The organism is Proteus vulgaris (genome assembly GCF_016239305.1).
In the GTDB taxonomy this organism is placed as follows: domain Bacteria; phylum Pseudomonadota; class Gammaproteobacteria; order Enterobacterales; family Enterobacteriaceae; genus Proteus; species Proteus vulgaris_C.
This window is the reverse complement of sequence record NZ_JAEHOQ010000008.1, coordinates 20,768-40,975: the sequence shown is the minus strand read 5'-3', so window position 1 is coordinate 40,975 and position 20,208 is coordinate 20,768. Positions and strand designations below refer to the sequence as shown.

The following is a 20,208-nucleotide window of genomic DNA, read 5'->3' as shown; positions in this document are numbered from 1 at the left end:
GTCCGATTTAGGTAATGAGATTAAAAGCATGAATGAAATGACTCTAAGCATGACAAATTCAGAGGAAATTGATGGGCTGAACAATCGCAAATTTACGGGGCTTTTTGGGCTATGACGGTAGGCGCTTAGAAACCAACCTAATGATAAAAATAACAATAAAGGTCGTATTGTCGCTAATTATAAGGAAATCAGCGAAATTCATAGAAAATAATGCACTTTTTTATATTGATTCTTATTTATGCAACTTCGAAAGCCGCTTAAAAAAAGCGGCTTACATTTTCTTCAATAGCGTGAGCTATCAAAGCATTATTACGTGATTTTTTATCCATAAAGTACACCATCCTAAAAGAGCAGAGCATAGAGCGAATGCGTCCTGCATATCTCAACGTCCTTATCGCCCTAAAACTCATCACAGGTTAAAAACCTAGACTTTCTAGCAAATCATCAACTTGATCTTGATTTTTGATCACACCAGCGTTGTTTTTATTAACCTGTGGACCATTTAATAAAGAATCAGTCTCTTTTTTCACATTAGACTTTTCAAGTTGCTCTGGTGGCAGGTTTTCCATTAATACCATCACGAGTTGTTTTTCAATTTCTTGAACCACACTCATCATGCGCTTAATCACCTGACCTGTCAGATCTTGGAAATCCTGTGCCATCATAATTTCCAATAACTGACTGTTAGTAAAAGCCGTACTCTCAGGGATATCCCGCAAATAATTGCGGGTATCGGTTACAAGAGAGCGTACATCTTTCAGCTCTTCTGGCTGTTCAAACCATTGGTCCCAACGTTCAGTAAGCTTAGTCGCATCGGCACTTAACGCATCCTGTTTAGGTTGCGCAGCTTCGACACAGTTCAATGTACGCTCAGCTGCCTGAGCGGTCATTTGAGCAACATAATCCAATCGTTCCCTAGCGTCAGGGATGGCTTCTGCTGCTTCGGCTATTGCTTTATCCAATCCTAATTCTCGCAAACTGTCGCGCAACATCCGCGTCAATTGTCCGATCCGGCTGATAATATCAGATGTCATTTCAATATTATCTTTCGGCATAATTGGATTCCCACTCATTGCGACTCCTTAGATGCCCAGTTTTTCAAAAATTTTATTTAGTTTTTCTTCAAGAATTGCTGCTGTAAAAGGTTTAACAACATACCCACTTGCACCGGCTTGCGCTGCTGCAATGATATTTTCTTTTTTAGCTTCAGCGGTCACCATTAATACTGGTGTTGCTGCAAGTCCCGCATCACTACGAATATTTTTAAGAAGCTCTAGACCATCCATATTTGGCATGTTCCAGTCTGTTATCACAAAATCAATTGCCGAATTGCGTAATTTAGCTAACGCGTCAGCACCATCTTCTGCTTCTTCTACATTCGTAAATCCTAATTCCTTTAGCAAATTACGAACTATGCGGCGCATTGTTGAAAAATCATCAACCACTAAAAATTTCAGATCCTTACTTGCCATTGAAAACTCCTTCAAAATATATCGGCAAATTACTGTGTTGCTTTTTAAACTGAACTTAATCAGATACGCAATGATTGCGTGCTACTGATTTTCATCAGTACCGCTTTACTCATTGAGCTTATACTTTTCACCTCATCAACTGCGCCTATTTCAACCGCAGCGCGAGGCATACCAAAGACGACACAACTCGCTTCATCTTGTGCAAAGGTATAACTTCCTGCTTGACGCATTTCTAATAACCCAGCTGCACCATCGCTTCCCATCCCTGTTAAAATAACGCCAATGGCATTACGTCCCGCATATTTTGCGACTGAACGAAATAGCACATCGACTGAAGGACGATGACGGTTTACTGCAGGTTCTTTATTAATGTGGATCTGGTAGTTAGCACCATTACGACGAAGCTCCATGTGATAATCACCTGGCGCAACATACGCATGCCCTGGTAATACACGTTCTCCATCTTCAGCTTCTTTTACACTGATTTGGCACAAACGATTTAATCGTTCTGCAAATGAGTGTGTAAACCCTGCAGGCATATGTTGTGTAATCAACACCGCTGGGCTGGTAACGGGTAATGGTTCTAGAAAATTACGAATAGCCTCTGTGCCACCAGTTGATGCACCTACAGCAATCAACTTTTCACTCGAAATCATCGGTGTAAATGACAATGATTTAGAAGGCACGACTTGAACTTCGCGCCGACTAATTCGTGCAAGAGCGGCCGCACGAATTTTCTCTGCAATCAGTTCACTATAAGCCAGCATACCTTCACGTAAACCAAGCTGTGGTTTAGTCACGAAATCAACAGCACCCAGTTCTAACGCTTTTAACGTTACTTCTGAGCCTTTAGCTGTTAATGATGAAACCATAACGACAGGCATAGGTCTTAATCGCATCAATTTTTCCAAGAAATCAATACCATCCATACGTGGCATTTCAACGTCTAACGTTAATACCTGTGGGTTGTACTTTTTTATTAAGTCACGAGCCACTATAGGATCTGGTGCACAATCAACAACTTCCATATCACTATGACTGTTGATGATTTCTCGCATGATTTGACGCATTAGCGCCGAATCATCAACACAGAGTACCGTTATTTTATTCATAACCTCTCCTTGCTGGTGTCAGCCCGTAAACGGTATGCCCATGCAAGTAGAAATCCTTGCTAAGCTGGCTTACATTTTCAGAATGCCCAACAAACAGCATTCCGTCTGGTTTAAGTAATGAGGTAAAGCGGTTAAGTAAGGTTTGTTGTGTCGTTTTATCAAAATAAATCATGACATTACGACAAAAAATCGCATCAAAACTGCCTTCTAAATCCCATTGCTTGTCGAGTAGATTCAAATACTGAAAGGAGACCATCTCGCTGATTTGTGGTCTAATTTTTACGTATCCTTCAAAATCGCCGACACCTTTGAGAAAATATTTTTTCAAATATTCATCATTTAATGTTTTAAGCTCTTCTTGTCGGTAAACACCTTTTCGTGCTTTATCCAACACATTTGTATCGATATCGCTGGCAATAATTTTGGTTTTATAAGGGTTATTCCCAAAAACATCGCGTAAAGTCATCGCTATTGAATAAGGTTCTTCTCCAGTAGATGCAGCTGCACACCATACTCGGTAGACGCCTCCGGCTCTTTTTCTGGCATGTTTTGCCAAAATAGGAAAGTGATGTGCTTCCCTGAAAAATGCAGTGAGATTAGTTGTTAAAGCATTAATAAACTCTTGCCATTCAGGGTTGCGCACATCACTTTTAAGAAACGCAAGATAGTCACCAAAGTTATTCATCCGTAATTCACGTAACCTCCTAGTGAGACGGTTATAAACCATCTCCCTTTTGTTGTTAGTCAGCACAATACCTGCCTTTTGATAAATCAATTGGCATATAGATTGGAACTGATCATCGGACAACATGAACCGTTGAGTAAAAATATCCAACGGTTGAGCAGCGATATCTGATAAGACTTCAGTAACATTACGTTTCATTGTTTTTTAATGGGTCTTTTTAAAAAATGATTTTTTATCTGCTTTTTTCAACCCATTACCTTCTAGGGATGAAGAGGTATTACTCTCATCCATGTCAGGCAACTCGAATGCCGATACAGCATCGACAAGGTTATTAGCCTGATCTTCCAATGCTGCGGCAGCAGATGCTGATTGCTCCACCAAAGCAGCGTTTTGCTGTGTCACCTGATCCATCTGACTGACTGCATCAGCGACTTGGTGAATACCTCTGCTTTGTTCATCAGAAGCTGAGGCGATTTCTGCCATTAATTCAGTGACTTTATTTACTGATGTGACGAGTTCCTCCATTGTCTGCCCTGCATTATTAACGAGTTGAGAACCTTGAGAGACTCGTAAAACAGATTCATCAATCAATAATTTGATTTCTTTTGCAGCATCAGCACTGCGTTGAGCAAGATTACGAACCTCTCCAGCAACAACAGAGAATCCTCGTCCTTGTTCGCCTGCCCGTGCAGCTTCAACAGCCGCATTAAGTGCTAATATATTGGTTTGGAACGCAATACCATCAATCACACTGATAATAGCTCCTATCTTTTGAGAACTTTGTGTAATCGCATCCATGGTTTCAACAACACTGTGCGTAATTTGGCCACCACGCATGGCTGTCTCAGAAGCAGATCCTGCGAGCTTACTTGCTTGTAGGGCGTTATCAGCATTTTGTTTTACCGTTGCTGTTAACTCTTCCATGCTTGCTGCAGTTTCTTCTAATGAAGCCGCCTGTTGCTCAGTTCTTGAGGATAAATCCGTATTTCCTTTGGAAATTTCTTGAATGCCAGAATACATAGCGTGGCTGTTATCTCGAACAATACGAATAGAACGCGCTAACTCACCACGCATGTCTCGTAATTGTCTAAACACATCCCCTATTTCATCATCCGTAAACACAAGAATTTCACGATTTAATTTGCCAGTCGCAACATCATTAAAATAACGGCTTAAACTTGCGAAAGGTTTAATGATATTAAAACTTAGCCAACGGTGAGCCGCGATTGACACAACAATAACCATCGCTATTGCACCGATAAACATTAAGATAGCGATAGTATAAGAACGATGTCCTTGCTCTATCGATTCCGTAATTTCTGTCTGCACGTAATTCATATAAGTGTTAAATGAATTTTCCATTGCTGTTTGATAACGTTCCGTTGGTTGGTCTAAAAAACCTTGGAAATTATCGTTTTTTAACATGCTATGTAATTCAGTTAATGCACCATATAAAACGTGGTAATCATTTTTTACCGCTTCAATGATTTCTTTTTCTTCTGTCGGTATTGCCTCTTTATTTATTTCAGCAAGGAAATTTTGAAAATGAGTATTCGCCGTTTCCAAGCGTGAAAGTGCAATTGATTCAATAGATTGAATATAATCCGTTGACTGTTCAGTTTTCACTGCGATAGCAACACGATTAATCGCATTACGAGTTTGTATTAAAGATGCCCAACTTAATCCTAATTCATCTCGCTTAGATGTATCTAAATCAACTCTGGTGATCTGTTCGTTATTCAAATGGACAATTCCTAGCGAAACACCACTAGAAATCACCTGCATAACGCAAAACATCATCAGTAATAAATATAGACTGGTGGATATCTTTAATTTGCGAAACCTAAACATGCCTTCACCTCGTTTAAAGCGGTGGTAAAAAGCCACCGCTTGTCAGCCACTTGTTGTTGTTAGAAAGTTTCCCAGTTAGCGGGATCTTCAACACTGCTGCTCTTTTTCTTTTCTGAGGTTCCTGGTTTTATAAGTGGAGCAGCGGCTTTAACTACAGGGGTTGCATCCGATTCCTTTCTTTCTAGCGTTTTTTCTTCCTGACCCGGTAATTTGAAGATTGAAACTAAGCGGGTTAATGCAACTGCTTGATCTTCAAGACCAGCAGCAGCGGCTGCAGATTGTTCTACTAAAGAGGCATTTTGCTGAGTGACGCGATCCATTTCAGACACCGCAAGGCCAACTTGTGAAATACCTCGGCTTTGCTCATCTGATGCAGAAGCGATTTCGCCCATAATGTCAGTAACTCGAGTTACTGAATCCACAATACGCGTCATCGTCTCTCCCGCACTTTCAACAAGCACAGAGCCCGTTTCAGTACGGCTTACAGAATCTTCAATCAGTGTTTTTATTTCTTTAGCAGCTTCTGCACTTCTCTGTGCAAGGTTACGAACTTCGCCGGCAACTACCGCAAATCCGCGACCATGCTCACCGGCTCTTGCTGCTTCAACGGCCGCATTCAATGCCAAAATATTGGTCTGGAATGCAATACCATCGATAACTGCTGTTATATCGGTGATTTTCTGAGAACTTCCGGCTATGTCGTGCATTGTTTGCACCACATTAGCAACAACTTTTCCGCCTTGGCGGGCGATATCTGAGGCATCGTTAGCAAGGTTACTCGCTTGACGAGCGTTATCTGCATTCTGTTTTACGGTTGCAGTTAACTGTTCCATACTAGCAGCGGTTTCTTCTAATGAAGCCACTTGCTCTTCGGTACGTGCAGACAGATCATTATTTCCAGCAGCAATTTCACTTGTGCTGTTATAAATATTTTCTGTGCTCTGATAAACGCCACGAACGGTTTGAATAAGCTCTTGTTGCATATGTTTTAAGCCATTTGCTAACAAGCTCATTTCATTACGTCCATTTACTTCAATATTTGGACGTAAATCCCCTTCAGAGAAGGTTTTAATACTTAATAGAAGTGAATTTAATGGTCTAATCAAGGCATTACGTAACGCAAACCAACATAAAATTAATGCAGAGATAACAATAATGGCTAAAACAGCCATTGTGATAACAGTACGTTGGTGAGAAGCTTCTAATGCCACGTTTAGTTCATCATTAAACTTCTCATTACGCATAACGTAGGCAAGATATTCTTTATAAAAAGCATCTTGATAACCCGTAGTTGGTTGCTCAAAAAAGTCTTTTAAATTCTTATCTTGAAGTAAAATTTCCAATTGATTTAATGCAGAAAAATATTCGATAAAACGCCCTTTTAGGCTACGAACATCATCTTCTGTGTGAACTTGATAAGCTGTAATATTCTTTTCAAATTCTTTAAATTTCTCATCTGCACGAGACATATTTTTACGAGCAAGACCCGTTAAATAGTCAACAGAAAGAGAATCATCCACATTCAGGTTTTTATCTTGTAATAAAAAGCTAATAGCAGCACGATTAATATTATTACGAGCTTGGAGTAAGTTAGCCCAACTTTCGTCTAGGCGCTCACGTTGATCCTGTATTATCAGTGTTTTATTCAGGTCATTTCTTGTCTCAACAATATTTGAGTAAAAAACTCCCCCGGAAATAAATTGCAAAACACCAAACAACAGAAGAATGGATAATAATCCAGTCACTATTTTCATTCGGCTAAACATAGTTTCCCTTTTTTATAATAAATGGTAATGAGCAAGTTATCGGCAGACTTAAGAGAAACTTTATAGGTTTCATTTCGTCTTAGTCACGTTTTAGCCCCATTAAAAAGCGGTGGTAATACTTGTTTTTAATTAAAATTATAAGTATAAAAAACTTTATATTTATTTCCGTCAGTAGAAAAACATTACAACTAGGTGATAGCTACTTATAAATTAACAAATAATAAAATAGAACTTAACTCAAATTACCCGTTCTTTTTTATCTTTAAATTTACCTTAAAGTTAATTTAATGCTTTATAACTCACTAATAAAATAAAAAAAGACAGAAATAGCTATTCCGGTAAATTTACCGGAACAGTATTTAGATTATTTTTTAAAAAATAAAAACTTATTTAGCTTGAATTGTTGCGCTATCAACTAATTCCATTTCTTCACTATTGAGTAATTTCTCAATATCAACAAGAATAAGCATTCTTTCATCTAATGTGCCTAAACCCGTTAAATATTCTGTAGACATTGTGACCGCAAACTCTGGCGCAGGGCAGATTTGCTCTGGCTTTAGCGTAAGAACGTCAGAAACACCATCAACAACAATTCCTACAATTCGATTTAATAAGTTAACCACAATAACAACAGTATTGTCATTATAAGTTACACTTTCTTGTGAAAATTTAATACGTAGATCAACAATCGGAACAATCACGCCCCTTAAATTTGTTACCCCTTTAATAAAGCTAGGTGAATTAGCAATACGAGTAACTTGATCATATCCGCGAATTTCTTGAACCTTTAAAATATCAATTCCATATTCTTCGTCGCCCAGCGTAAAAATTAGAAATCCTTGTCCAACAGTTTCACCGGATAATTTCTCGAAATGTTCCGAAGCCATAATCTTATTTTATCCTCACTATTAAATGACTGCGCTTGCAGTTGTATTCTTTTTCTTATTTGTCATTTGTGTATGACTTAAGCGTTGTAATTCTGGCACATCAAGAATTAAAGCCACACTACCATCGCCCATAATTGTTGCGGCAGAAATTCCCGGTACTTTTCGGTAATTGCTTTCTATATTCTTAACGACAACTTGATGCTGACCAACTAATTTATCTACCAATAAAGCATAACGGCGTCCGGCACTTTGTACGATAACCGCAATCGCTTGAGTAATATCTGTTTGAGCACCTTCAATATTAAAAGTACGATGCAATTCAATAAGAGGTAAATATTCTCCTCTTACTTGTAATAATTTCTCATCACCCGCTAATGGATAAATATCATCCTCTTCAGGCTGTAAAGAGCTGACCACCGTACCTAATGGCAGAATAAAAACTTCGTCTTGTACTTTAACTGACATACCATCCAAAATAGCTAATGTAAGTGGCAGTAAAATACGAATACGGGTTCCTTTGCCAACTTCAAAACTAATTTGAATTTGCCCACCCATTTCTTGGATATTTCGTTTCACAACATCCATACCTACACCACGACCAGAAACATCAGTCACGACTTCAGCGGTTGAGAACCCAGGTGCAAAAATAAGCATAGCAACTTCTTCGTTGCTCATATTTTCAGAGACTGAAAGCCCTGAAGAAATAGCTTTTTTCAAAATTCGTTCGCGGTTTAATCCTGCGCCATCATCAGTCACTTCAATACAAATATTGCCGCCTTGATGCTCCGCAGACAATGTTAATTGTCCTGCTTCTGGCTTGCCAACAGCAACACGATCTGCTGGCATTTCAATACCATGATCGAGGCTATTTCGGACTAAGTGAGTCAGTGGATCGATAATTTTTTCAATTAAACTTTTATCAAGTTCTGTCGAGCTACCAATCATGTTTAGCTCAACTTTTTTATTCATTTTACCTGCTAGATCACGTACAACTCGTGGGAATCGGCTAAATACATATTCCATTGGCATCATACGAATCGACATCACAGATTCTTGCAGATCACGAGAATTGCGCTGCAGTTGTGCAATACAGCTTAATAAATCGCTGTATATAGATGGCTCAAGGCTATCACTATGCTGAGCCAACATTGATTGTGTGATAACCAACTCACCAACTAAGTTAATAAGTTGATCAACTTTTTCAACCGCAACACGAATACTGGTTGATTCTGTTTTAGGTGCCGGTGCAGTGGCTGGTCTTTTAGCGGGTGCAGATACTGTCGAAGTAGCTGTTTTAGCCGATCCTGATGGTGTTACTTTTTCAGCAACAACAGATTGAACGTGCGCTGGTTGCTCAGCTTGGTTTTCAAAATGAGCATCATCAACTGATATTTCACGCTCTTCTGGTGTCGTAATTTGTTCCGCCGTTTCTTCTGTCGCGGTATTTTGTTTAAACGAGATTTGTTCAGGCTCAATCACAAAACAGAGTACCGCACTAATATCTTCTTCTGTTGCGGTTGTTTTTAATATTGCCTCAAGGCCATGATGTTGTTTTTCAACTTGGCTTACTTCCCCAAGATGCTTTAATTCATCAAGCATTAAATCAATATCAGTTTCTTTAAGATCAGACAAAATAATGTGATGGTAATAATGTCCATCAGCAGCCATTTTCGATATTTCTTCTACAATGGCGTCATTTTGTACACTTTCAACATTCGATGATGAGGTAGAAGTTTCAGTCTCAGTGACATGTAAAACTGAAGTTTCAGATCCAGCAACGGCCTCAACCTGAGGAGCTGATTGTTCTTCTTTTACATCGAGAGCCAGCTGACGCAACTTCTCACAAATATAGTTAAATGTTTCCTCATCAGGTTCTTGTGAGTTTTTATGTGCATCCAATTGCTGTTGCATAATATCTTTCGCTTCCAGAAACAGGTTAATAATGTCGTCGGTGAGCGCCATCTCATGACGTCTTGCACTATCGAGCAAGTTTTCAAGCACATGAGTGGTCTGTTGAAGTTTAACGAAGCCAAATGTTGCAGCTCCTCCTTTTATGGAGTGTGCACTACGGAAAATCGCATTCATCTGTTCTTGATCAGGATTTTCTGGATCAAGTAACAGTAAATGCTGTTCCATATCAGCTAACAACTCATCTGCTTCATCAAAAAATGTTTGATAAAACTCAGTAATATCCATCGTTACTCATTCACCTTTACGCGATTACCAACAAATTAGGGGGCTGTTCCCTGCTTTGTAGTAATATTTGTCGATTGTGATGGCAAACTTTCCCCAGAAACTCCTGTTTCAACATTTTCCTTTTTTGATTCGGGAAGCTCAGATGCAGAAGACACAGACGACCCCGCCTGTGTATTTGCTGCTTTTTCTTGTGGGGTTTCTTGCCCTGAAAGTAGAGGTTCAATTTCAATAGCCTCTGTTACTGTCGGTGCAACCCGCTCATTTTCTTGTACAATTTTTTGTTCTGCTTGCTTCGTTAAGACCAGAATACTGATCCGTCGGTTAGCTGGAGCAAAACCATCCTCTTTAACCAAATGAACTGTTGATGCCATACCTACAACACGTAGCACTTTCCACTCACCTAATCCTGCACCAATTAATTCCCGACGAGAGGCATTAGCGCGATCAGTTGACAATTCCCAGTTACTATATTTAAAAGCGCCACTTGCATAAGGAATATCATCGGTATGACCTGATAAACTGATTTTGTATGGAGTGTCATTTAAAATAGGGGCAATTGCCGTCAAAATATCCTTCATATAAGGTTCAACGGTGGCGCTACCAACTCGAAACATAGGGCGATTTGCTTTATCGATAATTTGAATGCGGAGACCTTCATCCATCATGTCGATTAATAAATGAGGCTTCAGATCTTTTAATCTAGGATCATTTAAAATAACCTGTTCTAAATTATCTTTTAATCGGCGGAATTGTTGCTTTTCATTAAGCTGTTTATCTTCCTCGCCTTTTGGCAAGATATCACCTTCGTTATAGACAGGATCACGCCCTCCTCCAGGAATAGGATTTGTTGCATCTCCACTTAATCGCCCTTGTTCAATCGCGACTTTTAACGGTGTACGAAAATACTCTGCTACACGAGTTAATTCTTGTGGACTAGAGATTGAAAGTAACCACATCACAAGAAAGAAAGCCATCATTGCAGTCATAAAGTCAGCATAAGCTATCTTCCATGCACCACCGTGAGCGTGATGTTGCTTTCTCCCTCGTTTTTTAACCCGAATGATTTGTGAATTACTCTTCATAATTACTCTTCTTTCATTGCATCAGGATTTGCCTGCATCGGTGTCCGTACCTGACGTACATGTTCTTCCAATTCAATAAAAGAAGGTCTGTCTGCCAGAAAGAGGGTTTTACGTCCAAATTCAACCGCTATCTGTGGCGCATATCCATTCATGCTAGATAACAGCGTTGTTTTGATACACTCCATCATTTTCATTTGTTGACTAGAGCGCTGTCTGAGTCGAGACGCTAATGGTGAAATAAAACCATATGCTAATAAAATACCTAAGAAAGTCCCGACCATTGCATGACCAATAAGAACCCCCATTTCACCAGCAGGTCTATCAGCTGCACCTAATGCATTAACGACACCCATCACCGCAGCAACAATACCAAACGCGGGTAGTGAATCACCCATGGCAGATAATCCCGTTGCAGGAACTTCGCTCTCTTCCTCAAAAGTCGCAATCTCTTCATCCATCAGAGATTCAATTTCATAAGGATTCATATTTCCTGTCACCATGAGACGCATATAATCCGTAATAAAACTGAGCATATAGACATCTTTCATAATGCGGGGGTATTGGGAAAAAATATCACTTTGCTGTGGGTTTTCGATATCTCTCTCTAATGCCAACATGCCGTTTTGACGCGCTTTTGACAACAAACGAAACATGAGTGCCATTAAATCCATGTACATCGCTTTATTGTAATTGGTACTACGAAGTAATTTCGGTAGGATCTTTATTGTTGATACAATTGCTCTACCATTATTACCTACAATAAAAGCACCGATACCGGCACCAAAGATGATTATAAATTCGGCTGGCTGGTACAAGGCGCCTAAACTACCACCGACGAGAAGATATCCCCCGATGACGGCGCTCATAACCACGATATATCCTAAGAGTACTAACACGCGATATCCCTTTAGCTAATTTCGTTATAGAGAGAATGGCGAACATAGCAGCAAGAGATAGGAGTGGGAGAGGAAACGGCTCAGGTTATAGATAACTAAGCTCTATAACCTGATATTTAACTTTCAATCTCGAATCACATTGCAAACTGTTCAAGACCATCCAACAGTTGTAAGTTAATATCGGCAGGATTGGCGGAAAGTTTACGTTTTTTTATTGCGCGAGAAGGAGGCTGGCAAAGACTACAAACATAATTGCTAGCAGGCTGGTGTGCGTGTGTAATAAATGAACCATTACATTTGGTACAAACTGAAAGTTGTAACATACCACTTTCAACAAAGCGTACTAATGTCCATGCTCTTGTTAGTGCTAAAATAGGTTCTTGATCTTTAACAGGTGGACATTGTTCTAAGTATAAACGATAAGCTTTAACAACTGCCTCAACACCTACACATCCCCCATTTTTCAATAAAAAACGGTAAGCATTGTAGAACATTGAGGAATGGATATTTTGTTCCCATGTCATAAACCAATCCGTTGAAAAAGGTAACATTCCTTTCGGAGGAGGGCTCCCTCTTAATTCTTTGTATAGTTTAATTAAACGCCCTCGACTTAATTGAGTTTCACTTTCAAGCATTTGTAAGCGGGCACCCAAGGTGATTAATTCCATTGCTAAGCGAATGTCTTTCGCTTCTCGGACGATACTTTTCTCACTCATTGTTATGCCCGTTTCTTTGTTGCAGAAGTATCTTGTTCCGCTAACTGACGAAACAAGTTTGAAGAAAGAAGAATTCCAGTATGGATCTGTTGTAAATCATCCACTCTGGATTCTTTGGTGAGTTGTTCTATTGTTTCGCTGTCTTCAAACCGGAAATTACAGATTAGTTGGTTTGTTTCAGCCAACTTAACCAATTGAGGCAATGTAAGCTCTGCAAGAGCATCAGCCATAGAATCACTAATACCAAGCCTAAACATTGCTGAAGCCTTTTCTTGGTTAATTAACCTTTGCGCCAAAAGCAAATACGATAAATTTATGTCATAAATATGCTTAAGCAATTCAACCGTACTCATCTCTTTACATCCCGTCCGATTATATTGAACAAAGAGGATCTCCCTAATGAAAGATCCCGAGGAAATTAATATAAATGTAATATTAAATTTCCAGGCCCCATTTTATGAACATGACACGTAGTAACACTACCTTGTATTACTTAGTTACGGTCATTTTCAAAAGTAGCGAAAAAAACATTTAAATTAAAAGTAAACTTTAAATGCTCGCCAATATAGCTAGTTAAGAATAATCCTAACGCGACAACTTTACTCCTTAACGATTAAGTTATTCAACGGATAAAGTAGTCCAATTTAAATACTATGTGAGTCACATCACAAAAAGATAATCATTATTATGGAATTAGTTCATTAACTATTCAAGTGATAAAAGTAATAAAACTCTGTGTAAATTAATAAGCTAATCTACCCAAATTAAAATATTAATGATAATTTTTTATTTTATACGATCTATTAAACTTATAAACCTAAAAATACAGCATAAAAATTTGACAAATCCAAAATTGAAGATTTTTTTGATCACAGTAACATATATTGCAATATCTACTCCTCATCTTTATCTAAACAAGCTCTTCCCGTTTAATAAATATTTCTACAGATATTATTTTTTTCATCATTTACTTAAACCTTCAGAAATGATCACTTTTTATTTACAATTTGTTTAAAAAATAGTCTACCATAATTATTTCTAGTTATTCTTTTTTTTATCTCAATTTGATAGGTATTTTTTTCCTTTAAAATCAAAAGGATAAATTCATGCCTTTATGATTCAGAAGGATAAGTCATATAAAATTAAATTCTTAGTTATGCACCATCCCCCTTAAATCATTGAATATTTATTTCCACATTATTAAAGTTTCATATGTAATAATGTAAATATACTTATGTTTAAAGATAAGCTTTTAACACTTAAATTACAGAACTCTTAATAAGAGTTTTATTGACTGTAAATTAAGCATAGCTAAATAATATCCCTCTATAAGTAAGTTTTATTTATGAATTACAGTCTATTTTATAAACAGATAATATTTATGTTAATTGGATTTTTAATATTAAAGATAGAAAGAAAAAAAAGAAATTTAATAATGAAGAGTTTTACACTAATCAATTAATAAATTTGAATATAAATATAATACAATATTTAGCTTAAGAAAAATATAAGAAACAAAGAATTAATTTATAAAAAAAAGTCTTATTTAATTAAAATAAAAAAGAATGATTTAAAAAAAAATTTAAAAGTATGGTTACCTATATTGGTAAAATACATTGCAATTAATTATAGACATTATATTTAATGAAGAAAAATAAAAATTTAAGCAAATCTTAATTTTTTATATTATAAAAAAATAGACTAAAATTGAAATATTCGTTTCAATTTTATAAAAAAAGATTTAGAGATCTCTACTATAAAGTGATTAATTCATTAAAGAACAAAATCGAATATAAATTCTGTTTCTTCTATTTGAGATTACAACTAAATGCTGAACTTCCCCTGTACAGAAAAACACACCATACCACACTTAACACTTGTATACCCAGACCTTTTCAATGTAAACAAAACAAAATAAATACGATCAAAATAGCATCTTATTGATTACTCCATTATCATCAAGAGAAACTATAAAATATCAAATGTTACTTTTTACCACTAAAACTAATTTTTTTCGTAATTTGTTTTATACCTAAAAATGATGAGTATTGTTTCACTTTCTCTCCCCTTCGGTGTTCAACCCCTTCATTTCAACCTAGCTAGCACAAGTCTTAAAGCATTACAGGGCTAAAAGTGCTGGCGTTAAGTAACACCATTGCTTAACAAAAGTTGATGTTGACAGGGTTAGACACAGGCTGACATTTAAACATCGTTATACTTTTATTTAGATAGCTAAATACATATCTAAATATTCATCACCTTTTATCACTAATTTAGCTCGTATTATTACCCTTTTTTTGAGTAATTTTGGGTTTAAAAAGGCATTTCCTCTCCATAAAATCGTAATAAAAATATTGATATATCTAAGCAAGTTAGATCTATATCTCATTTATTAGATTAGGCTTAAAAAGCAATAACAAGGTCCCATCATTTACGCTCCAAAAGTGTTCTGTTTTTTGTGAAGAGAAAAATTGGTAAAATATTGTAACTTTATTTTTTAAATCGAGAATAATTGAGATTATTCATGCCATGAATACAAATACTTTGTGTATTGCTTTCAGTTCTATTGAAATGAGCGCTATCTTTTTGAGATCGTTATCGTGAAATGTTTCATCTTTTTTTGATGACATACTTTTTTAATTAATGGTAGTTCGAATTTGGTTTTATCTTTTTAAGTAAATCAAAAAAGGTCAATATCTCAATAATCCTTTATATTTATTTTCAGAATGAATGGCAATGGCATAGCTATTTCACTCTAAGATAATTCTCCTTCTGTAATAACTAAGATTTACATCCTTGACAAAGTTATAAATAATGAAATCATGAAATTATTATTTTACACAAAGAAATCCTTGGCATGATTTTTCTATTCTTATTATAAGATTACTTACTAGTATCATTTTTCCTACATGTTTTTTACAAAATATATTACATTCTTTCAAAAAATTTTGTATATCACTGATGAGCAATTATGAACAACATTATCTGACCATTCATCAGCTTTGCTGTAGCGGGTTAAACTTGCCATTTAGCTACACTCACCCCACTTTTTCTGGACACTAATTTGGTTAAATTAAAAATATTACTCAAAAATTGAAACTTAAACCAAACCTGATGAAAAACATTGATATATATTTCGCCAAATACATTGAAATAATTTGAGAGTATTATCCAGGTATTAAAAAAATCTCCAGTATAATCAATAAAAAACACACTTTCCGACCCAAAATTCTATACTGCTCTAAGCCCCTTAATAACGACTTTTTGTTCTACAATACACCTAAGCACCTAATTTAATAAGTAAATAACTGATGGCAAACGCTTACTTGATTTTAATGTTCATCATTTATTCAAGATAAAATAAACAGTGATAAATCAAACCAATCTGAAATCAATAATTAATAAAAAAGAGAAACCATATCAAATACGCTTAATCACTATTCAGTCATTTTCATTCAAAGCTCACAATATACGGGTTAACCACAATATAAATAATTGCATATTAATCAAATTACATAAAAACAGGTGTTTAAAATAAAATAAAAATAAATCCCGTCTTTTCCTGTATATTTTTAATTAGTCTGTTATGAATAAACGCTCTATTTTTATTCCATATAGTAATAGTTACAGAGAGAATAATTACTTCAATAAAATACTTTGTCTCTAAATGTCAGTAATAATACTTAATATATGATATAGCGCTTACGCCCTTCAATAAGGCACTTAGTTTTAAAATCACCCATTACGTTTATTTGCTCACAGACAATATGCTTATAATTTTCTATAACATTCATATTCTTTTTAAACTATTTTTTGATATTTAATATCTTTTCTGTATTAAGGAGACAAAAAAACTCCCTATATAGAATATAGAGAGTCATCATAAGAGATGCATTTAGCTCAAACTATTGTTAATTAAGCAGGGTGTTCAGCTACAACTTTCCAATTAATAGCACTTACACTTTTTTCTAAGCTAACACGACAAACAATAGCTTCTATCTCTTTTTGTTCAACTGGAGTTGCCAGCAACTCAGCACAAACTTCTAGTTGACTAGGCATCAATGTATCCGCACTACTCAAAGATTGTAATCGAACGTGTGAACCATTTATTGCTTGTAAAATAAGGGTTCTAACTAAAACTTCATCTTCTTCATGACAAATAATTCGAATTGAGTAACGTTGCTCAATATCTATCGCTTGGTGTTGTGGCTGAGCATTAATACGTTGGGCCGCTTCTCGTAATAAAATATTGGCACAAAGGATAAGAAGTGTTGCTATAGTCGCCAATTGATACAAACCTAAACCACATAACACACCAATTCCGGCAGAACACCAAAGTGTTGCCGCTGTATTCAATCCTCGAATATTCATTCCTTCACGCATAATGACACCCGCGCCCAGAAAGCCTATTCCCGAAACCACTTGAGCAGCTATTCGACCAGGACTATCTGGCGAAGTCTCGATGGAACTTAAGATAAAAACAGCAGCTCCGGTAGCAACGAGTGCATTCGTTCTTAAACCAGCCATTCTTTGTCGCCATTGACGCTCAGCCCCAATCAAAGCACCAAGACACATGGCAATCACCAAATTTAAAATATAAGGTGTCATCGTCATGTTTACTTCCTCTACATGATGATTAAAAAATATATATGAAAAATTTTCTCTAAATATTCAGAGTATTAGAATTAACGTATCAACCTAGGCGGAGGAAATAGAGAGAAAAAAATGTAGCACATATCTTTACCTTTTTTATTAGTAGCATAAGGGAGATTTTCTGGATAAGTGCAAACACAGGAATATACAAGAAAGGAATATTACAATGCACTGCCCACCCAAAATGGTAAGCAGTTTTAATGAAGAAAACAGCCTACCTATTGATTTGAATAAATCTATTTTGGGTTAACTGAGTTACCGTTAACCTGCAATTTTGCGTATCCAAGGTGACTTCTCCTCACTAAATTTAGCAAAAGTATAATTATCTGATTTAAATTTGTAAATGAACCGAACCTAAACACAAATCACTTTTCTTGTATTGGCCTAACAAATGTCCCATCTCCTCCCTCTTTTTCATTAAAAAACCAAATTCCTTTTGGATATTCAGGGAGTGATACTAAATACATAATACCTTCGTTAAATTCTTCAATAAGTAGGATGATCCCTTCACGATCGTCAACACCATCCGTTTTCACAACAACCTTATCATTAATCTTCATGTTCTCTCCTGATAAATATTATCATTCTCTTTTTGTTTATTTTACCCATAAAGAAAAAGCCTGCCACCATAAGGTGACAGGCTTGAAGAAAATTTTTAAAAGGCTTTAAATTACAGAGCTGTTACGTTAGCAGCTGCTGGACCTTTTGCACCGTTTTCAATTGTGAATTCTACGTTCTGACCTTCAGCCAGAGTTTTGAAACCGTTACCTTGAATGGCAGAAAAGTGAACGAATACGTCTTTGCTTCCGTCTGCTGGAGTAATAAAACCAAAGCCTTTAGACTCGTTGAACCACTTAACTTGACCTTTCATTTTGTCAGACATGTGACTTTCCTATATATCAATAAAACGTTGCCTTCTCGGCATCTACTGGCCTGAACTACCTATAACTTATGGGCACACATGAAGAAAACGGTCAAAAAGCGATGCTGTTTAAAACTCATTAACTTAGAATGTCAATCATAAATCAGGTCTGTATTGAGGCCTTACTCATTAACGCATGAGACAAGTTTAATAGCAATAGTTTTATGCGTCTAAAGATTAAAAAAATGCGAATTGCACATTAAAAATACAATTCTTCCTCCATTTTTATCACTGTGTATAAAATTTATTTGATATTTTATCTCTATTATTAACAACAACTAAGAATAATCTTAATGGCATTACAATAACAGTTAATGTCGGAATTTAAAAAAACTGTTCTACCCGCTTATCTTGTCTCCGTGATAATCTAGCAACAAGAAACAAGTTTGCAACATTCATCTCTTAAGGTGTTTACAATGAATGTATTAAAAGAAATCTTAGAGCGTGATTTAGACCGGATCAATAAGGCTGAAAAAAGAGACGGAAAACCACACTTTAATAGTCAATTTTTAAAAAACCATATCTGGTTATGTATCAGCATGGTTCTCTCTTATATATTACTTGCAGCATTACTTATCTACTCTCCCTATTTTGGCATTATTTCACTGGTTCTTTTTACTGTGATGTTCCTAGTAATGGCTGGAGTATTGTTATTTGATATTAAGCCTATCTATAAATTTGAAGATATTGGTGTGCTTGATTTAAGAGTTTGCTATAACGGTGAATGGTATACCTTCGAAAAGCTTTCTGATGAAGCAGTAAATGAAATTCAACAACACCCCGCAATTTCGCCACAAATAAAAGAAGACATTCGTGATATTATTAGCAAAAAACAAGAAATACATTTTTATGATGTCTATTTGATAGCGTTCGATCCTGTCCAGCAATCTATTTCAGCATCACAACTATCGCCTCAAGCCTGATCCATTCTCCGTGTTGACAGTAAAAACACGGAGGATAACTTCTATTATTTAACCACTTTGTTGATAAACCGACCAAACAGATATTTAATCCATTTTTAGCGTTGACACTCTGATATATCATCGTTATTATGCGCCTCGTTCTCAAGAAGAACACGCTTCCTCCATAGTTCAGTCGGTAGAACGGCGGACTGTTAATCCGTATGTCACTGGTTCGAGTCCAGTTGGAGGAGCCAAATTTAGAAAAGCCCGCGCTATTACAGTGCGGGCTTTTTGCTATTAACTATTCCAACAATATTTTCCCATTAAAATCAACCATATTTCCTTATTTTTTAATCTATCTTTTTCATTTCTACCACATTGTGGTTGTTTAGATCTCTTGTAAATAATAGATAGCAAATAAATACGCTTGGCTAAGTTTAACGATGCAAACCAATAATTTCTTGTTCTAAGTGTTTTTTATACGCCTCAACATCTTTTTCAATTTGAGGTTGTTTTACCACATCAAACATTCCAAAGGTTTTTAATCCTTCCATGCCTAAAAACTGATTTGCTTTGTGGAATGGAAAATACACAGCATCAATACCTTTTCCTTCAAAAAACTGCTCTTGGTCTTCAAAAGATCCAAATGGCGCATTCCAAGTCACAGAAAGTAAGTATTTTTTACCTTGTAACAATCCTCCCGAACCATATTTTTTTGAAGGATCTTTTCGTGTGCGACCATCATCAATAAATAGTTTGCCGTCACCTGCACTAAATACATCATCAATATATTTTTTTAAGATCCAAGGCCCTTCCATCCACCACGCTGGCATTTGATAAATAATAACGTCAGCCCATAAATATTTATCAACTTCTTCACTATTATCGTAACCATCATCAATACGTGTTGATTGTACATTTATCTGATATGAAGATAGCAATGTCGTCGCAACTTGGGTTAAATGATCGTTGAGTTTTCCTTCAGAACCGCCAAATTCTTTTGATGCATTAATAATAAATACGTTAGCCACTTCAAACTCCTTTATATACCAATATCTAATAGCATGA

Annotated in this window: 17 protein-coding genes and 1 tRNA gene; 2 read left to right on the top strand and 16 right to left on the bottom strand. The window is 36.2% G+C overall.

All coding sequences use genetic code 11. The features are described from left to right. Positions 1-416 precede the first annotated feature (416 nt). The 15 genes from cheZ to cspE all read right to left on the bottom strand — a co-directional run bounded on the left by cheZ (position 417) and on the right by cspE (position 18,199). Positions 417-1,073 (bottom strand): protein phosphatase CheZ, encoded by a 657-nt coding sequence (cheZ, locus tag JEP40_RS07650; RefSeq protein WP_023581808.1) that lies wholly within the window; start codon positions 1,071-1,073, stop codon positions 417-419. Positions 1,074-1,082: 9 nt separating this feature from the next. Next, positions 1,083-1,472 (bottom strand): chemotaxis response regulator CheY, encoded by a 390-nt coding sequence (gene cheY / locus JEP40_RS07645; protein ID WP_023581807.1) that lies wholly within the window; start codon positions 1,470-1,472, stop codon positions 1,083-1,085. Between the two features lie 59 nt (positions 1,473-1,531). Then, positions 1,532-2,584: a protein-glutamate methylesterase/protein-glutamine glutaminase gene (locus JEP40_RS07640; RefSeq protein ID WP_109407821.1), complete on the bottom strand. Its 1,053-nt coding sequence runs from the start codon at positions 2,582-2,584 to the stop codon at positions 1,532-1,534. Then, positions 2,577-3,467 (bottom strand): protein-glutamate O-methyltransferase CheR, encoded by an 891-nt coding sequence (cheR, locus tag JEP40_RS07635; RefSeq protein ID WP_269814759.1) that lies wholly within the window; start codon positions 3,465-3,467, stop codon positions 2,577-2,579. The genes JEP40_RS07640 and cheR overlap by 8 nt, the downstream gene beginning before the upstream one ends. Before the next feature lie 6 nt (positions 3,468-3,473). After that, positions 3,474-5,120, bottom strand: a complete 1,647-nt coding sequence (locus tag JEP40_RS07630; RefSeq protein ID WP_198623065.1) for a methyl-accepting chemotaxis protein — start codon at positions 5,118-5,120, stop codon at positions 3,474-3,476. A gap of 59 nt (positions 5,121-5,179) precedes the next feature. Continuing rightward, positions 5,180-6,886, bottom strand: coding sequence for a methyl-accepting chemotaxis protein (locus tag JEP40_RS07625; RefSeq protein ID WP_198623064.1), 1,707 nt, complete (start codon positions 6,884-6,886; stop codon positions 5,180-5,182). Between the two features lie 386 nt (positions 6,887-7,272). Next, positions 7,273-7,773, bottom strand: a complete 501-nt coding sequence (gene cheW, locus JEP40_RS07620; RefSeq protein ID WP_023581802.1) for a chemotaxis protein CheW — start codon at positions 7,771-7,773, stop codon at positions 7,273-7,275. Between the two features lie 21 nt (positions 7,774-7,794). Next, positions 7,795-9,969 carry a chemotaxis protein CheA gene (gene cheA / locus JEP40_RS07615; RefSeq protein WP_198623063.1) on the bottom strand — a complete coding sequence of 725 codons (2,175 nt, stop codon included), beginning with the start codon at positions 9,967-9,969 and terminating at the stop codon, positions 7,795-7,797. A gap of 35 nt (positions 9,970-10,004) precedes the next feature. Further along, entirely contained in the window at positions 10,005-11,051 is a 1,047-nt protein-coding gene (motB, locus tag JEP40_RS07610; RefSeq protein WP_198623062.1) for a flagellar motor protein MotB, read from the bottom strand. 2 nt (positions 11,052-11,053) lie between these two features. Continuing rightward, positions 11,054-11,947, bottom strand: coding sequence for a flagellar motor stator protein MotA (gene motA / locus JEP40_RS07605; RefSeq protein WP_198623061.1), 894 nt, complete (start codon positions 11,945-11,947; stop codon positions 11,054-11,056). A 134-nt stretch (positions 11,948-12,081) separates the two neighbouring features. Then, positions 12,082-12,663 (bottom strand): flagellar transcriptional regulator FlhC, encoded by a 582-nt coding sequence (gene flhC, locus JEP40_RS07600; protein WP_006533207.1) that lies wholly within the window; start codon positions 12,661-12,663, stop codon positions 12,082-12,084. A gap of 2 nt (positions 12,664-12,665) precedes the next feature. After that, the gene (gene flhD / locus JEP40_RS07595; RefSeq protein ID WP_036935704.1) at positions 12,666-13,016 is read right to left on the bottom strand and encodes a flagellar transcriptional regulator FlhD; all 351 of its coding nucleotides are present in this window, start codon (positions 13,014-13,016) and stop codon (positions 12,666-12,668) included. Between the two features lie 3,562 nt (positions 13,017-16,578). Beyond that, positions 16,579-17,277 (bottom strand): MgtC family protein, encoded by a 699-nt coding sequence (locus JEP40_RS07590; protein WP_198623060.1) that lies wholly within the window; start codon positions 17,275-17,277, stop codon positions 16,579-16,581. A gap of 404 nt (positions 17,278-17,681) precedes the next feature. Further along, positions 17,682-17,876: a protein DsrB gene (gene dsrB / locus JEP40_RS07585; RefSeq protein WP_198623059.1), complete on the bottom strand. Its 195-nt coding sequence runs from the start codon at positions 17,874-17,876 to the stop codon at positions 17,682-17,684. 110 nt (positions 17,877-17,986) lie between these two features. Further along, positions 17,987-18,199, bottom strand: coding sequence for a transcription antiterminator/RNA stability regulator CspE (cspE, locus tag JEP40_RS07580; protein ID WP_004243573.1), 213 nt, complete (start codon positions 18,197-18,199; stop codon positions 17,987-17,989). Between the two features lie 455 nt (positions 18,200-18,654). Between cspE and JEP40_RS07575 the strand changes: the two genes are divergently transcribed. Next, positions 18,655-19,161 carry a YlaC family protein gene (locus tag JEP40_RS07575; RefSeq protein WP_198623058.1) on the top strand — a complete coding sequence of 169 codons (507 nt, stop codon included), beginning with the start codon at positions 18,655-18,657 and terminating at the stop codon, positions 19,159-19,161. A 157-nt stretch (positions 19,162-19,318) separates the two neighbouring features. Further along, a tRNA-Asn gene (locus JEP40_RS07570) sits at positions 19,319-19,394 on the top strand. Between the two features lie 183 nt (positions 19,395-19,577). Here JEP40_RS07570 and JEP40_RS07565 read toward each other — a convergent pair. Beyond that, positions 19,578-20,171 (bottom strand): NAD(P)H-dependent oxidoreductase, encoded by a 594-nt coding sequence (locus tag JEP40_RS07565; protein ID WP_198623057.1) that lies wholly within the window; start codon positions 20,169-20,171, stop codon positions 19,578-19,580. Between the last annotated feature and the right edge of the window lie 37 nt (positions 20,172-20,208).

What these genes read in the sequence shown, in the direction of transcription:
- cheZ (WP_023581808.1), bottom strand. Translation starts at nt 1,073, where the DNA reads ATGAGTGGGAATCCAATTATGCCGAAAGATAATATTGAAATGACATCT.
- cheY (WP_023581807.1), bottom strand. Translation starts at nt 1,472, where the DNA reads ATGGCAAGTAAGGATCTGAAATTTTTAGTGGTTGATGATTTTTCAACA.
- JEP40_RS07640 (WP_109407821.1), bottom strand. Translation starts at nt 2,584, where the DNA reads ATGAATAAAATAACGGTACTCTGTGTTGATGATTCGGCGCTAATGCGT.
- cheR (WP_269814759.1), bottom strand. Translation starts at nt 3,467, where the DNA reads ATGAAACGTAATGTTACTGAAGTCTTATCAGATATCGCTGCTCAACCG.
- JEP40_RS07630 (WP_198623065.1), bottom strand. Translation starts at nt 5,120, where the DNA reads ATGTTTAGGTTTCGCAAATTAAAGATATCCACCAGTCTATATTTATTA.
- JEP40_RS07625 (WP_198623064.1), bottom strand. Translation starts at nt 6,886, where the DNA reads ATGTTTAGCCGAATGAAAATAGTGACTGGATTATTATCCATTCTTCTG.
- cheW (WP_023581802.1), bottom strand. Translation starts at nt 7,773, where the DNA reads ATGGCTTCGGAACATTTCGAGAAATTATCCGGTGAAACTGTTGGACAA.
- cheA (WP_198623063.1), bottom strand. Translation starts at nt 9,969, where the DNA reads ATGGATATTACTGAGTTTTATCAAACATTTTTTGATGAAGCAGATGAG.
- motB (WP_198623062.1), bottom strand. Translation starts at nt 11,051, where the DNA reads ATGAAGAGTAATTCACAAATCATTCGGGTTAAAAAACGAGGGAGAAAG.
- flhC (WP_006533207.1), bottom strand. Translation starts at nt 12,663, where the DNA reads ATGAGTGAGAAAAGTATCGTCCGAGAAGCGAAAGACATTCGCTTAGCA.
- flhD (WP_036935704.1), bottom strand. Translation starts at nt 13,016, where the DNA reads ATGAGTACGGTTGAATTGCTTAAGCATATTTATGACATAAATTTATCG.
- JEP40_RS07590 (WP_198623060.1), bottom strand. Translation starts at nt 17,277, where the DNA reads ATGACGATGACACCTTATATTTTAAATTTGGTGATTGCCATGTGTCTT.
- dsrB (WP_198623059.1), bottom strand. Translation starts at nt 17,876, where the DNA reads ATGAAGATTAATGATAAGGTTGTTGTGAAAACGGATGGTGTTGACGAT.
- cspE (WP_004243573.1), bottom strand. Translation starts at nt 18,199, where the DNA reads ATGTCTGACAAAATGAAAGGTCAAGTTAAGTGGTTCAACGAGTCTAAA.
- JEP40_RS07575 (WP_198623058.1), top strand. Translation starts at nt 18,655, where the DNA reads ATGAATGTATTAAAAGAAATCTTAGAGCGTGATTTAGACCGGATCAAT.